The 15,407-nt window shown below is 64.9% G+C and carries 12 protein-coding genes; 6 read left to right on the top strand and 6 right to left on the bottom strand.

Annotation, left to right across the window (positions count from 1 at the left end; genetic code table 11):
* The first annotated feature begins 94 nt into the window (after window positions 1-94).
* The 6 genes from XI08_RS45170 (at window position 95) to XI08_RS45145 (ending at window position 7,731) form a co-directional block, all read left to right on the top strand.
* On the top strand, window positions 95-1,261 hold the full coding sequence (locus XI08_RS45170) for an acyl-CoA dehydrogenase family protein (protein ID WP_271579385.1): 1,167 nt from the start codon (window positions 95-97) through the stop codon (window positions 1,259-1,261).
* A complete protein-coding gene (locus XI08_RS45165) occupies window positions 1,258-1,914 on the top strand; it encodes a glutathione S-transferase family protein (protein ID WP_271579384.1) in 657 nt (218 codons plus the stop codon). The genes XI08_RS45170 and XI08_RS45165 overlap by 4 nt, the downstream gene beginning before the upstream one ends.
* A 206-nt stretch (window positions 1,915-2,120) precedes the next feature.
* Window positions 2,121-2,921 (top strand): AraC family transcriptional regulator, encoded by an 801-nt coding sequence (locus XI08_RS45160; protein WP_271579383.1) that lies wholly within the window; start codon window positions 2,121-2,123, stop codon window positions 2,919-2,921.
* Between the two features lie 234 nt (window positions 2,922-3,155).
* Window positions 3,156-4,022, top strand: a complete 867-nt coding sequence (locus tag XI08_RS45155; RefSeq protein WP_271579382.1) for a 3-keto-5-aminohexanoate cleavage protein — start codon at window positions 3,156-3,158, stop codon at window positions 4,020-4,022.
* 119 nt (window positions 4,023-4,141) lie between these two features.
* Window positions 4,142-5,758 (top strand): acyl-CoA carboxylase subunit beta, encoded by a 1,617-nt coding sequence (locus XI08_RS45150; protein ID WP_271579381.1) that lies wholly within the window; start codon window positions 4,142-4,144, stop codon window positions 5,756-5,758.
* Window positions 5,755-7,731: an acetyl-CoA carboxylase biotin carboxylase subunit gene (locus XI08_RS45145; protein WP_271579380.1), complete on the top strand. Its 1,977-nt coding sequence runs from the start codon at window positions 5,755-5,757 to the stop codon at window positions 7,729-7,731. The genes XI08_RS45150 and XI08_RS45145 overlap by 4 nt, the downstream gene beginning before the upstream one ends.
* Window positions 7,732-7,927: 196 nt before the next feature.
* On the opposite strand, the gene XI08_RS45140 is transcribed toward XI08_RS45145, so the two are convergent.
* The 6 genes from XI08_RS45140 to XI08_RS45115 all read right to left on the bottom strand — a co-directional run bounded on the left by XI08_RS45140 (window position 7,928) and on the right by XI08_RS45115 (window position 15,398).
* Window positions 7,928-8,914, bottom strand: coding sequence for an ABC transporter ATP-binding protein (locus tag XI08_RS45140; protein ID WP_271579379.1), 987 nt, complete (start codon window positions 8,912-8,914; stop codon window positions 7,928-7,930).
* Window positions 8,911-9,918, bottom strand: a complete 1,008-nt coding sequence (locus tag XI08_RS45135; RefSeq protein WP_271579378.1) for an ABC transporter ATP-binding protein — start codon at window positions 9,916-9,918, stop codon at window positions 8,911-8,913. Before XI08_RS45135 ends, XI08_RS45140 begins: the two co-directional genes overlap by 4 nt.
* On the bottom strand, window positions 9,918-10,811 hold the full coding sequence (locus XI08_RS45130; protein WP_271579377.1) for an ABC transporter permease: 894 nt from the start codon (window positions 10,809-10,811) through the stop codon (window positions 9,918-9,920). The genes XI08_RS45135 and XI08_RS45130 overlap by 1 nt, the downstream gene beginning before the upstream one ends.
* Before the next feature lie 83 nt (window positions 10,812-10,894).
* Window positions 10,895-11,842, bottom strand: coding sequence for an ABC transporter permease (locus tag XI08_RS45125; protein ID WP_271579376.1), 948 nt, complete (start codon window positions 11,840-11,842; stop codon window positions 10,895-10,897).
* 42 nt (window positions 11,843-11,884) lie between these two features.
* Window positions 11,885-13,483 carry an ABC transporter substrate-binding protein gene (locus XI08_RS45120; protein ID WP_271579375.1) on the bottom strand — a complete coding sequence of 533 codons (1,599 nt, stop codon included), beginning with the start codon at window positions 13,481-13,483 and terminating at the stop codon, window positions 11,885-11,887.
* A 364-nt stretch (window positions 13,484-13,847) separates the two neighbouring features.
* Window positions 13,848-15,398 carry an AMP-binding protein gene (locus XI08_RS45115; protein WP_271579374.1) on the bottom strand — a complete coding sequence of 517 codons (1,551 nt, stop codon included), beginning with the start codon at window positions 15,396-15,398 and terminating at the stop codon, window positions 13,848-13,850.
* Between the last annotated feature and the right edge of the window lie 9 nt (window positions 15,399-15,407).

Genomic DNA, 15,407 nt, shown 5'->3' with positions numbered 1-15,407 from the left:
GCGCATAGCGCGAACCCGGGACCTGGAGATGAGTCCAACATATCGAGATTCCGGGTTCGACGCTTCGCGTCGCCCCGGAATGACAGGAAGAAAAATGCTGTTCACCGCCGACCATGACGACATCCGCCGTTCCCTGCAAAGATTCATCGCGGGCGAGATCAACCCTCATGTCGATGAATGGGAAAAGGCTGACATCTTCCCCGCGCATGAGCTGTTCAAGAAGATGGGCAGCCTCGGCTTCCTCGGGTTGAACAAGCCGGTCGAATTCGGCGGCTCTGGGCTCGACTATTCCTATGCGCTGATGATGGCGGAGGAGCTTGGGGCCATCACCTGTGGCGGCGTGCCGATGGCGATCGGGGTGCAGACCGACATGGCGACGCCCGCCCTGGCGCGATTCGGCTCCGACGAGGTGCGGCGCGAATTCCTGGCGCCGTCGATCTCCGGTGACTATGTGGCCTGCATCGGCGTTTCCGAGCCCGGTGCAGGTTCGGACGTTGCCTCGATCAAGACCAACGCTCGCTCGGACGGCGACGACTACGTCATCAACGGCGGCAAGATGTGGATCACCAACGGCACCCAGGCCGATTGGATCTGCCTGCTCGCCAACACCGGCGATGGGCCCGTTCACCGCAACAAGTCGCTGATCTGCGTGCCCATGAAGGCCAAGGGCGTCACGGTGGCGCGAAAGCTCGACAAGATGGGGATGCGCTCATCCGACACCGCGCAGATCTTCTTCGACAATGTCCGCGTCCCCAAGCGCAACCGGATCGGCGAGGAGGGCAAGGGCTTTACCTACCAGATGATCCAGTTCCAGGAGGAGCGGCTGTGGGGCGCGGCGGCCTGCCTGAAGGCGCATGAATACATTATCAACGAGACCATTGAGTACACGCGCAACCGCAAGGCGTTTGGCCAGAGCATCCTCGACAACCAGGTCGTGCACTTCAAGCTCGCGGAGATGCAGACCGAGGTCGAGCTGCTGCGCGCGCTGATCTATCGCGCCGGCGAGGCGCTGGTGGCGGGAGAGGACGTGACCAGGCTTGCGACCATGGCCAAGCTCAAGGCCGGCCGGCTCGGCCGCGAGCTCACCGACGCCTGCTTGCAATATTGGGGCGGGATGGGCTTTACCAACGAGACGCCGGTCAGCCGTGCCTATCGCGACAGCCGTCTGACCTCGATCGGCGGCGGCGCCGACGAGGTCATGCTGATGGTCCTGTGCAAGATGATGGGTACGCTGCCTGGCAGCAAAGGGAATGCATCATGATCACGCTCTATCATTGTGACGCCGCACGCTCGTTCCGTCCGCTCTGGATGCTGGAGGAGATGGGGCTGCCGTACGAGCTCAAGATGCTGCCGTTCCCGCCGCGGGTGTTCGCCAAGGAATATCTCGCGCTCAATCCGCTCGGCACGATTCCGTTCATGATCGACGGCGAGACGAAGATGACGGAGTCCTCCGGCATCTGCCACTACCTCGGCACCAGATACGCCCCGACGCCGCTGATGGTGGACGTCGAGGATCCCGCCTATGGCGCGTTCCTGAACTGGATGTATTTCAGCGATGCCACGTTAACCTTCCCGCAGACGCTGGTGCTCCGCTACACCCAGCTCGAGCCTGAGGAGCGCCGCAATCCGCAGGTCGCCAGCGACTATGCAAAATGGTTCCTGGGCCGACTGCGCGCCGTTGAGGCAGCAACCGCGAATGCCGAAACCTTGTGCGCCGGCCGTTTCACCGCCGCCGACATCGTGATCGGCTACGCGCTCCGCCTCGCCGACAATATCGGCCTCGCCAAGGACTTTGGGCCAAATGTCGCAGCCTATTGGGCGCGATTGCAGCAACGCGAGGGCTTCAAACGCGCGGTTGCTGCAGAGCAGAAGGCCGGCGTCGAGCAGAATGTCGCGCCAAGGGCGAGGGCGTAAGGGAGGCTGTCATTCCGGGGCGATGCGAAGCATCGAACCCGGAATCTCGCGCCGCAATCTCCAGGTTCCGGGTTCGGTCCTGCGGACCGTCCCGGAACGACGACGCATGTTTCCGTGACAGCGCTATCCCGTCGTGACAGCGCCCAAATTTGCGCTAAGGTGACCTTCGTCCGCAGCGGCCAGAGAGCCGCGCGAGGAGGACCCCAATGGAAGATATCGGTCGCGAATCCGACCATCTGATGCTGATCACGCCGGAACGGGTGTTTTATGCCGGCCTGCTCGGCCGCCCCCGCAAGCGGACCCCTGGCTGTTGCCATGTCTATGTGGCGGTCAAGGGCAACCTGCACCTGACGATCGACGACGTTCTCGCCACCGGCGAGCTGTTTGTCACCCTGCCGAACCAGCGGCATTCCATTGCCAGCGACTACCGCACCGCAATCAGCGTGACGCTCGAGCCGGAAAGCATGCCGGATGGCGTGATCGAGGCTTTGGCCGAGCGGCTGACCGGGCCGGACCGGGCCGTCTATGCCCGCAAGATCCTCGCCGCCTACGCGCTGCTGCGCCAGCGCCGCTACGGCGACATCACCACCGCCGAATTCGACGAGATGTGCTTTGGCGAGGCGCTGCCGCGCCGTGTGCTCGATACGCGGGTGACGCGTGCGGTCGCGCGCATCGGGCGCTTCTCCGGCGAACCTGTGACGGCGGATACATGCGCGGCCGAAGCAGGCCTCTCCGCCTCGCGTTTCCTGCACCTGTTCAAGGAGGAGACCGGCATCTCGTTCCGCTCCTTCCGCGCCTGGAAGCGCGCACGGCACCTGCTGCACTTCGCCAATCAGGACCTCAACCTCGCTCATCTCGCGCAGGACATCGGCTATCCCGACTCGACCCATTTCAGCCATTCGATCCGCCGCTTTTACGGATTGAAGCCGCGCGCGATCTTCGTCGGCTCGCGCGATCTTGCGATCTATCGCAGCACCGAGACGGTGAGGCTCGCGGAAGCGAGCTAGGCTCGCCCTCGTAGGGTGGGTTAGCTCGCGGCTGCGCAAAGCGCAGTCCGCCAGCGTAACCCACCGCTTCTGCATTCGCGGTAAGAGGCGTTGGTGGGTTACGCCTTCGGCTAACCCACCCTACAACTCGCCCTTTTCCAGCTTCTCCGCGCAAGAAGCCGCATGCCGCGCGTCACATGATCGCAAGCGTTGAATTCTCAACCTGCGAGACATCCAAGCCATGAGCGTCAAGGCATGAGCGACAAGGCCGTCATCACCTGCGCGCTGAACGGCGTGCTCACCGACCCCAAGCAGCACAATGTGCCTGTGACGCCCGAGCAGATGGCACGCGAGGCCAAGGCTGCGTTCGACGCCGGCGCCAGCATCATGCACATCCATCTGCGCCAGCAGGCGCCCAACAAGGGGCATCTGCCGTCCTGGGAGGTCAGCGTCAGCAAGGAGATCCAGCAGGCGATCCGGGAGGCCTGCCCGGGTGTGATCATCAACCACACCTCGGGCGTATCAGGGCCGAACTACAGCGGCGTGCTCGACTGCATCCGTGAGACGAAGCCGGAGATCGCCGCCTGCAACGCCGGCTCGCTGAATTATCTGAAAGTGAAGGCCGACAATAGCTGGGCCTGGCCACCGATGATGTTCGACAACGCCGTCGAGAAGGTGAAGGACTATCTCGACGTCATGAACGCGGTCGGCACCATCCCCGAATTCGAGTGCTTCGACGTCGGCATCGTGCGCTGCGTCGGCATGTACACTCAGGTCGGCATGTACAAGGGCCCGCTCGAATATAACTTCGTGATGGGCGTCGCGTCCGGCATGCCGTCGGATCCCGACCTGCTGCCGATCCTGATCAAGCTGAAGCGCCCCGAGGCGCATTGGCAGGTTACGGCGATCGGACGCGAAGAGATCTGGCCGCTGCACCAGCGCTGCGCCGAGCTCGGCGGCCATCTGCGTACCGGTCTCGAAGACACCTTCTATCTCGCCGACGGCACGAAGGTGACGTCGAACGGCCAGCTGATCGAAGCCGTCGCCGCCTGTGCCCGCCGCGCCGGCCGCGAGATCGCAAGCCCCGCCGAGGCGCGGAAGATTTTTGGGACGAATCGGTAGCCACATCTCGTCATTCCGGGATGGCCCGAAGGGCCAGGCCCGGAATCCATAACCACGATCGGAAGTATGGATTCCGGGCTCGCGCTTCGCGCGCCCCGGAATGACGAGCAGGAGCAACAATGTCTACAATCGAAAACACCATTTCCCCCGGCAGCGCCGCCTACCACGCCAACCGCGACGGCATGCAGGGTTTGATCGACCGCATGCGCGCGCTGGAAGAGCGCACGCGGGCGGCGTCGGCCGCGGCAAAGGATCGTTTCCACAAGCGCGGCCAGCTGCTGCCGCGCGAACGCGTGGCGCTGGTGCTCGATCCCGGCGCGCCCTTCATCGAGCTGTCGACGCTGGCCGGCTACATGTTCGACGTGCCGGATGCGAACAAGAGCGTGCCCGGCGGCGGCGTCATCGCCGGCATCGGCTTCGTCTCGGGCATCCGCTGCATGGTCAGCGCCAGCGATTCCGGCATCGACGCCGGTGCGCTGCAGCCTTTCGGCCTCGACAAGACGCTGCGGGTGCAGGAGCTCGCGCTGGAGAACAAGCTGCCTTACGTGCAGCTGGTTGAAAGCGCCGGCGCCAACCTACTGCGCTACCGCGTCGAGGATTTCGTTCGCGGCGGTAACATCTTTCGCAATCTTGCGCGGCTCTCGGCGGCGGGACTGCCGGTCGTGACCGTCACGCACGGATCGTCCACCGCGGGCGGTGCCTATCAAACGGGCCTGTCCGACTACATCGTCATGGTGCGTGGCCGTACCCGCGCCTTCCTCGCAGGTCCCCCGCTGCTGAAAGCCGCAACCGGCGAGATCGCGACCGAGGAAGAGCTCGGCGGCGCCGAGATGCATACCCAGATCTCCGGCCTCGGTGACTACCTCGCCGAGGATGATCGCGACGCGCTGCGCATCGCACGCGAGATCATGGCGGCGCTGGAGTGGGAGCGGCCGGGCAGGGCGGCTCTTCAATTCAAGCCGCCGCGCTACGACCAGGACGAGCTGCTCGGCATCATGCCGATGGACCACAAGCGCCCCGTGGACATGAAGCAGGTGATTGCCCGCATCGTCGACGATTCCGACTTCACCGAGATGGCGCCGAATTACGGCCCCGCCACCGTCTGCGGCCATGCCCGCATCGAGGGCCAGGCCATCGGCATCATCACCAACAACGGTCCGCTCGATCCCGCCGGCGCCAACAAGGCGACGCACTTCATCCAGGCCTGCTGCCAGACCCGCACGCCGATCCTCTATCTGAACAACACCACCGGCTACATGGTCGGCAAGGCCTATGAAGAAGCCGGCATGATCAAGCACGGCTCCAAGATGATCCAGGCGGTGACGTCAGCGACGGTGCCGCAGATCACCATCTATTGCGGCGCCTCGTTCGGCGCCGGCAACTACGGCATGTGCGGGCGTGGCTTCCATCCACGCTTCTGCTTCTCCTGGCCCAACGCCAAGACCGCGGTGATGGGCGGCGAGCAGGCCGCCGAGACCATGGCGATCGTGACGGAAGCCGCCGCCGCGCGGCGCGGCAAGCCGATCGAGAAGGACAAGCTCGATGCCATGAAGGCGCAGATCGTCGGCGTGTTCGACGGCCAGATGGACGTGTTCTCGACCAGCGCGCGCGTGCTCGACGACGGCGTGATCGATCCGCGCGACACCCGGGCGGTCCTGTCCGAAGTGCTCGCGATCTGCCGCGAGGGCGACGCACGCACGCCCCAGCGCATGCAGTTTTCGGTGGCCCGGCCATGAGGAACGGATCAGTGCAGCACCGGCCGTTCTTCAAGGTCCTGATTGCCAATCGCGGCGAGATCGCGCTGCGGGTGATGCGCAGCGCGCGCGAACTCGGCCTCGGCGTCGTCGCAGTCTATTCCGACGCCGATCGCGATGCGCTGCATGTGCGGCAGGCCGATCAGGCCGTGCGCATCGGCGAAGCCCTGCCGGCGCAGTCCTATCTCAACATCCCCGCGATCATTGCCGCGGCGAAAGCCAGCGGCGCGGATGCCGTCCATCCCGGCTACGGTTTCCTCGCCGAGAACGAGGACTTTGCGCAGGCCTGCAAGGACGCGGGTCTCGTCTTCATCGGCCCGTCGCCCCAGGCGATCCAGGCGATGGGCAACAAGGCCGGCGCCAAGGAGATCATGCGGAAGGCCGGCGTGCCGTGCGTGCCCGGCTATCAGGGCACCGAGCAGGGCGACGAGGTCATGCTCGCGGAAGCCAAGAAGATCGGCTTCCCCGTGATGATCAAGGCGGTCGCCGGTGGCGGCGGCCGCGGCATGCGGCTCGTGACCGATGCTGCATCCTTCCCCGATGCGCTGCGCAGCGCGCGGTCGGAGGCCAAGGCTGCGTTCGGCGATCCCACGGTCATCCTCGAACGCGCGATCCAGAATCCCCGTCATATCGAAATCCAGGTGTTCGGCGATAGCCACGGCAACGCCATCCATCTCGGCGAGCGTGACTGCTCGGTGCAGCGCCGCCACCAGAAGCTGATCGAGGAGGCGCCGTCGCCCGCGGTGACGCCTGAACTGCGTGCGAAGATGGGCGAGGTCGCCGTCGCCGCGGTCAAGGCATTGCGTTACGAGGGTGCCGGCACGCTGGAGTTCCTGCTCGATGCGAGCGGCGAGTTCTACTTCATGGAGATGAACACGCGCCTCCAGGTCGAGCATCCCGTGACCGAAGCCATCACCGGGCTCGATCTCGTCGAATTGCAGCTGCGCGTCGCGCGCGGCGAGCCGCTGCCGGTAAAGCAGCAGGATATCCGCTTCGCAGGTCACGCCATCGAGGTCCGGCTGTGCTCGGAAGATGCCGCGCACGATTTCATGCCGCAGTCCGGCCGCATGGCGCGCTGGCAGGTGCCTGACTGCATCCGCGTCGAGCATGCGCTGCACTCGGGTGCGGAGATCCCGCCGTTCTACGATTCGATGATCGCCAAGGCGGTCAGTCATGGTGCCACGCGCGAGGAGGCGAGGGGACGGCTGATCGTCGGCCTGGAGCAGCTCACCGCCTTCGGCGTGACCACCAACCAGGCTTTCCTGATGGCGTGCCTGCGTCACCCCGGCTTTGCCAAGGGCGAGGCGACGACGGCGTTCATCGGCGCACATCGCGACGAACTGTTGGCGCCATCGGCGAATGCTGCATTCGATACGGCGCTGGCGGGCCTGCTGCTCTACGTCACCAATCCGCGCGCGCCGTCATGGCAATGCGGACGAAGCCTGGCGGCAACATTCCCGCTGCCGGCGAAACTCGAGGTCGCCGGCCACACCCACGAGTTCGAAGTCACGCGTGAGCGCGATGGCGGCTACATCGTCGCCATCGACGGCCGCCAAGACAGGTTCGAGATCGAGCAGCTCGATCCTGACGCCATCCGCTTCCGCCACGATAGCGTGATGGACAGCGCCAAATTCCTGCGCGAGGGTGACCGGCTCTATCTCCAGCACCGCGGCATCCCGCTCGCGGTGACTGATTTCACCCTCGCCGCGCCGAAGGCCGCTGCAAGCAACGGCGGTGACGGCAAGATTCGCGCCGCCCTGAACGGCCGCGTGGTCGCCGTGCTGGTCAAGCCCGGCGACCGCGTCGCCGCCGGCCAGCCGGTGCTGACGCTGGAAGCGATGAAGATGGAGCATATCCACAAGGCCGGCATCGACGGCGTGGTCGCCGTGATCGACGTTGCCGAAGGCGAGCAGGTCACGACGGGACGGATCGTGGTGGAGATTGGGGCGGGGTAGCGCGGCAAAGGCGCAATCGTAGGGTGGATTAGCGCGGCAAACTCAACCCGTCGTCCCGGCGAAGGCCGGGACCCATAACCACAGGATTGGGTTTGGCGAAGACTCGGAGTTGCCAGCTCGCGCCGCAACTTCTCCCTGGGGTTATGGGTCCCGGCCCCCGTGCGCAATTGCGCACTAGGCCGGGACGACGGCGGAATTATTGTCCTCGCCCCGTCCCCTCATTCAGCAAACACGCCACCTGATGTCCGGCGCCAGCATCCATCAGCGCCGGCCGCTCGATCTTGCATCGATCCATCGCAAACCGGCAGCGGGTGTGAAACGCGCAGCCTGATGGCGGATTGACCGGGCTCGGCACGTCGCCATCGACCAGCGGCGCGAGCTTCTTTGCGAGCGGGTTGGCAACCGGCACGGAGGCGAGCAGGGCCTGCGTGTAGGGATGCCGCGGATTCCTGAACAGCTCGTCCTTGCTGGCGATCTCGACGATGCGGCCGAGATACATCACGGCGACGCGGTGGCTGATATGGGCGACCACGGCGAGGTCGTGGGCGATGAAGAGGTAGGAGAAGCCGTGCTGGCGCTGGAGATCGATCAGCAGATTGATCACCTGCGCCTGGATCGAGACGTCGAGCGCGGAGACCGGCTCGTCGCAGACGATCAGGCGCGGCCCCAGCGCCAGCGCCCGTGCAATGCAGATACGCTGGCGCTGGCCGCCGGAGAATTGATGCGGGAAATTACGCATCTGGTCGGGCCGCAGGCCCACCTGCTCGAACAGTTTTGCGGTGCGCGCCTCCAGCGCCTTGCCGGTCGCAAGCCCATGCACGGCCAGCGGCTCGCCGACGATGTCGCCCGCGGTCATGCGTGGATTGAGCGAGGCGAACGGGTCCTGGAACACGATCTGCATCGAGCGGCGGTGCGGGCGCAGCGCCGCCTTGGAAATATGCGTGATGTCCTCGCCCCCGAGACGGATCTGTCCGGAGGTCGGTTCGACCAGCCGCAGCACGCTGCGCGCCACCGTCGACTTGCCGCAGCCGGATTCGCCGACCAGCCCCAGTGTTTCGCCGACACCAACCGCGAACGAGACGCCGTCCACCGCGTGCACGGTGCCGACCTGCCGTCGCAACACGCCGGCGCGCACCGGGTAATGCTTCGTGAGGTCGGTGACTTCCAGCAGCGCTTCGGTCATGCGACCTCCGCGACGTCAGCCGCGCGCCAGCAGGCGGCAAGATGCCCTCCGCCCCAATCCATGAGCGGTGGATATTCGTCCTGGCAGCGTTTCACCGCGAGCTTGCAGCGCGGCGCGAAAGCGCAGCCTGGCGGCAGCCGCACCAGCGACGGCACGGTGCCGGGAATCTCGTTGAGCCGCGCCTGCGTCGCGGCGCCGGACACCGGCACCGACGGAATCGAGGCCATCAGCCCGCGCGTATAGGGGTGTCTGGGATCGGCGAACAGCGCCTCGACGCTGGCTTCCTCGACCTTCCGGCCCGCATACATCACGATCACGCGCTGCGCGGTCTGCGCGACGACGCCGAGATCATGCGTGATCAGCACGAGCCCGGTGCCGAGTTCCTTCTGGAGGTCGAGGATCAGCGCCAGGATCTGCGCCTGGATGGTGACGTCCAGCGCGGTGGTCGGCTCGTCCGCGATCAGCAGCGCGGGCCGGCAGGCCAGCGCCATCGCGATCATCGCGCGCTGGCGCATGCCGCCGGACAATTGGTGCGGATATTCCCGCGCGCGCCGCGCCGGCTCCGGAATCCGCACCAGCCGCAGCATCTCGACTGCGATGTTCCAGGCTTCTTTGGCCGACATCGCCCGGTGCAGCCGCACGGCTTCGACGATCTGGTCGCCGATCCGCATGACGGGATTGAGCGACGTCATCGGCTCCTGGAAGATCATGGAGATGCGGTTACCCCTGACGGCGCGCATCTGTGCCTCATCCAGCGCCAGCAGGTCGGTGCCTTCAAGCGTGACGGTGCCGCCGACGATGCGGCCGGGAGGATCGGGCACCAGCCGCATCAGCGACAGCGCGGTGACGCTCTTGCCGCAGCCGGACTCGCCGACGATCGCCAGCGTCTCGCCGCGTTTTACCGTGAAGGAGACGTCGTCGACGGCCTTGAAGAGACCGGAGTTCGTGAAGAACACCGTCTTCAGGTTCTTCACTTCGAGCACGAGATCGGATTTATCAGCCATCAACTGCGCTGCCGGGGATCGAGGATGTCGCGGAGGGCGTCGCCGAACAGATTGGCGCCGAACACGGCGAGGCTGATGGCGATGCCCGGGAAGATCACCAGCCACGGCGCGGTGCGGGCATATTCGGCCGCGGATTCCGACAGCATGCGGCCCCAGGACGGATAAGGCTCGGGAATGCCGAGGCCGAGGAAGGAGAGCGAGGCTTCGGTCAGGATCGTCGAGCCGAGCTGCGCGGTGGCGAGCACGATCAGCGGCGCCAGCGTGTTCGGCAGCACATGGCGGAGCGCGATGCGCACGTCGCTCATGCCGATCGACCTGGCAGATTCGATAAAGGGCAGTTCGCGCAGCGCCAGCGTGTTGGCGCGAATGACGCGCGACACAGTCGGGATCAACGGAATGGCGATGGCGATGATGACGTTCGGCAAGGACGGACCGAGTGCGGCAGTCATGATCAGTGCCAGGACCAGCAATGGAAGCGCCTGAAGAACGTCAGAGACACGCTGGAACACCAGATCGACCCAGCCGGAGAGATAACCGGACGTCAGCCCGACGATGACGCCGATCGTGCCGCCGAGCGCGGTCGAACCGATGCCGACGGCAAGCGAGATTCGCGCGCCGTGGATGATGCGGCTGAAGACGTCGCGGCCGAAGGAATCCGTGCCCATCCAGTGCGTCAGGCTCGGGCGGGCCAGCGCGCGGGCGGAGTCGATCGTCAGCGGATCATAGCGTGCGATGAAATCGGCGAAGACCGCCGTGAGGACGAACGCCGTCATGATGACGAGCCCCGCAGCACCCAGCACATGCCGCTGCGCCAGAAACAGCACGCGCCGCCACCCCCCGGTCGCATGCACGCCGGCGCGTCTGAGTTCAAGATCATAGTCGATCGTGGCCATGCGGCTCCTACCTTCTCCCTCTCCCCCGCAGGCGGGGAGAGGTGAACGAACGCGCGAACGCTGCGTGAGTGATGATCATGCGACTAATCCGTGTACCGGATACGCGGGTCGAACACCGCATACAGCATGTCGACGATGAAATTCGCGCTCACCACCACGACGGCGATCAGCATCACGAGGTTCTGCACGATCGGATAATCGCGCCAGCGGATCGCCTCGACCAGGAAGCGGGCGACGCCGGGGATGTTGAACACGGTCTCGGTGACGATCAGGCCGCCGATCAGGAACGCGGCCTCGATGCCGATCACGGTGATGACGGGCAGGATCGCGTTCTTCAGCGCATGCTGGTAGTTCACCGCGGCATCGGATGCGCCCTTGGCGCGCGCGGTGCGGATGTAATCCTGCCGCAGCACCTCCAGCATCGAGGAACGGGTGATGCGCATGGTCAGTGCCGAACTGCGGAATCCGACCACCATCGCCGGGATGCAATAGGTTGCGACCACCTCGCCAAAACTCTGGGGGTTCGGATTGAAGAGCGGCATCTGGCCGAACATCGCCACCGACGCCGTGAGGACCAGCAGCCCCAGCCAGAATGACGGCAGCGACAGGCCGGACAGACTCACGACACGCAGCGCGTAGTCGAGCCGCGTTCCCTGCTTCACCGCGCTGATGACGCCCAGGGGAATGCCGATGGACGCCGAAAACAGCAGCGCCAAGCCGGCGAGCCGCGCCGTGATCGGGATCCGCGGCAGGATCTCCTGAAGCGCCGGCTTCTCGGAGACATAGGAGTAACCAAAATCGCCGCGCAGGAAGCCGCTGATCCAGTGCCAATATTGCACCACCAGCGGCCGGTCGATGCCGAGCTCCTTCTCCAGATTGGCCTTGTCGGCGGGATCGACATAGCCGGCCGCGGCGAACAGGATGTCGACGATGTTGCCCGGCACGATGCGCAGCAGGAAGAAGATGACGACCGAGATCCCGAACAGGGTCACGAGCATCAGAAACAGGCGCCGCACCAGATAGGCAAACATTTTGCGCTCTCCCGTCGAGCCGTTAGCCGCCCGTCCGCCGCGCTACTTGTCGAGCCACACGTCCTCGTAGCGGTAGCCGTTGTAGGAGCTGTTCGACATCACGGTCACGCCCTTGACATAGGGCTGCCAGCAGGTGCCCGCGCGCGCATGGAAGATGATCGGGCGCGCGACGTCCTCCTGCAACTTCTTGTCGATGTCCCACACCAGCTTCTTGCGTTTGGCGATGTCGGTCTCCTGCGACTGCACGTCGAACAGCTTTTCGATCTCCTTGTTGCAGTAGTTGGTGTAGTTCCGCTCGGAACCGCAGGAATAGTTCTCGTAGAACGACTGGTCGGGATCGTCCACGGCGTTGCCGGTCAGGTTGAGGCCGAGCATGTAGTCCTTGCGCGCGACTTTCGGGAACCAGTTGGCCGTTTCGACGACGTCGAGCTCGCCGTCGATATAGATGCTCTTGAGCTGGTCGATCAGGATCACCGCGGGATCGCGATATTCGGCGAGGTTGCGGGTCGAGACCTTGACCGCGAGATGCTTGTCCGGACCGTAGCCCGCCTTCTGCATCAGCTTGCGCGCCTCCTCGCGGTTGGCGTTCACGTCGGGACCATAGCCCGGAATGCTCTCCAGCATCTCCTTCGGCATGCCCCACAGCCCGTTCGGCGCCGGCAGCATGGTGCCGCCGATGTCGGCCTGGCCCTCGAACAGGATCGATACGAAGGCCTTGCGGTCGAGCGACATCGCCATGGCGCGGCGGATTTCGATATTGTCGAACGGCGGCGCGGTCGAATTGACGATGATGTTGGTCGAGACATTGGTAGGCTCGACCTTGCAAACGGCACTAGCTGCCTGGGATTTCACATCCTTCAGGAGCGGGATGGTGATGTGCGTCGGGAATGTCATGTCGAACTTGCCAGCGACGAAAGCGAGGATCGCCGTCGAGCGGTTCGGGATGATGGTGAACTCGATGCCGTCGAGATAGGGCCGGCCCTCGCGCCAATAGTCGGGATTGCGGGTCAGCTTGATCGATTCATTGGCCTTGAACTCGACGAATTTGAACGGGCCGGTGCCGATCGGGTGCGTGCGCATGTCGCCGGGCGAGACGTGACACGGGTACACGGGCGTATAGCCCGAGGCGAGCAGCGCCAGCAGTGACGGCTGCGGCCGCTTCAGATTGAACGAGACCTCGAGATCGCCGTTGGTCGAGATGTCGCTGACCTGGTCGTACCAGGATTTTCGGGGATTTTGCCGGAACTTCTGCTGCGACTTGCCCATCAGCATGTCGAAGGTACATTTGACGTCCGCCGAGGTGAACGGCTTGCCGTCGTGCCATTTGACGCCCTGGCGCAGCTTGAAGGTCAGCGTCTTGTTGTCGTTCACCCAGGCCCAGCTCTCCGCGAGCTCCGGCACGATGGTGTCCATGCTGTTCTGCGCCACCTCCTGCTTGTAGATGACGAGGTTGTTGAACACGGGCATGAAGGGAACGTTGAGCGAGTAGGTCGCGCCTTCATGGATCGAGGCATTGCCGGGGCTGTCGCGGTGATACATCCGCAGGATTCCGCCCTGCTTGGGCCCGCCGGCCAATGCGATGGTCGAAAACGCCAGCAAAGATAGCGCCGCCGTCGCGGCGAGCGCCCGCACGCTCCGCATCCTCGTCCTCCCTGGACAACAGCCTTTTTCAGCCTGTTTGAAGCGACGATAGCGAGGCCCTCGCAGCGAGGCAACCGGCAAGGGTGGCGGCGCTCTCGACAATTCGGATGACGGAAGGCCGCACGCAGCGTCCTCGCATAACGTGAGAGTGCAGGTGCGAAGGTGGTTCCTCTGCGCGTGTTGTGCTCAGCTGCATCCACAAACTCCGCCGTCGTCCCGGCGAAGGCCGGGACCCATACCGCGTGATCCATCGATTGCGGTAGGCAGGAGTACCGAACCACCAATCTTCGCCAAATTGCTCCCTGGGGTTATGGGTCCCGGCTTTCGCCGGGACGACGGCGAGCGTGTACGATTTCTGAAGGCCTCACACAATCCGCGACGCCTTGTTCCCCCAGTACCGGTCCCTTAGCAACCGCTTGTACAGTTTGCCCGTCGGCAGGCGCGGCAGTTCCTTCTCGAAATCGACCGAGCGCGGCACCTTCTGCCGCGACAGCGACGCCCCGCAGAAGGCGATCAGCTCCTCGGCGAGCGCCTCGCCCGGCACCACGCTCGGCATCGGCTGCACCACCGCCTTCACCTCTTCGCCGAGATCGGGATTGGGCACGCCGAACACGGCGGCATCGGCGACCTTCGGGTGGGTGATCAGCAGATTTTCGCATTCCTGCGGATAGATGTTCACGCCGCCCGAGATGATCATGAAGGTGGCGCGGTCGGTGAGGTAGAGGAAGCGATCGGCGTCGACATAGCCGACGTCGCCGACCGTGCTCATGCTGCCGTCGGCGGAGCGCGCCTCCCTGGTCTTCTCCGGATCGTTGAAATATTCGAAGGGCGAGGCGGTCTTGAACCACACCTGGCCGGGCGTGCCGGTCGGGCATTCCCGCATGTTCTCGTCGAGAATGTGGAGGTCGCCCAGCAGCACCTTGCCGACGGTGCCGCGATGGGCGAGCCACTCCTCGCTGTTGCAGGCGGTGAAGCCGAGGCCCTCGGTCGCGCCGTAATATTCGTGGATGATCGGCCCCCACCATTTGATGACGTCGTCCTTGACGAGGGCCGGGCAGGGCGCCGCGGCGTGGATCGCGATCTCGAGCGAGGACAGGTCGTAGCGCTTTCGCACCTCCTCAGGCAGCTTCAGCATGCGCGAGAACATCGTCGGCACCAGCTGGGTGTGCGTGATGCCCCACCGCTCGACGAGCTCGAGATAGCGCTCGGGGTCGAACGTCTCCATGATGATGACGGTGCCGCCCATGCGGATCGTGAGGTTCACGGCGGCTTGCGGCGCGGAGTGATAGAGCGGCGCCGGCGACAGATAGGCCATGCCCTCGCGGTAGTGCCAGAGCTTCGTCAGGAAATCGAACAGCGGCAGATTGTGTTTCGGCGGCTCCTCCGGCAGCGGCCGCAGGATGCCCTTCGGCCGTCCCGTCGTGCCGGACGAGTAGAGCATGGCCGTGCCCAGCCATTCATCCGCGATCGGCGCCTTCGGCAGATCGGCGGTCACCTCGGCAAGGCCGACGATGCGGTCACTCTCACCGGGGCCGTCGGCGACGATACAGAGCTTGATATCGGGGCAGGCCTTGATCGCCTCGCGCGCGATTTCGAGCTTCGCCACGGAGGTGATCAGGATCTTGGACTGGCTGTTGACGAGGAGATAGGCGAGCTCGCCCGGCGTCAGGAAGGAGTTGATGCAGGTGTAGTACAGCCCGGACCGCTCGCCGGCGCCGCAGGCCTCGAGATAGCGGGAATTGTTCTCCATGAAGATCGAATAATGGTCGAGCCGCTTCAAGCCGTGCTTGCGGAACAGATGCGCCAGGCGGTTGCTGCGCGCCTCCAACTCGCGATAGGTGACGGTCTCGCCGGTCGCGGCCATGATGAAGGCGGGCTGCAGCGGACGCAGGCGGGCATGGTGACCAGTGTACATCGATTCTCC

The organism is Bradyrhizobium sp. CCBAU 11361 (assembly GCF_028128935.1).
GTDB lineage: Bacteria > Pseudomonadota > Alphaproteobacteria > Rhizobiales > Xanthobacteraceae > Bradyrhizobium > Bradyrhizobium niftali.
The sequence above is the reverse complement of the archived record's forward strand: the minus strand, read 5'-3'. Positions and strand labels throughout refer to the sequence as shown.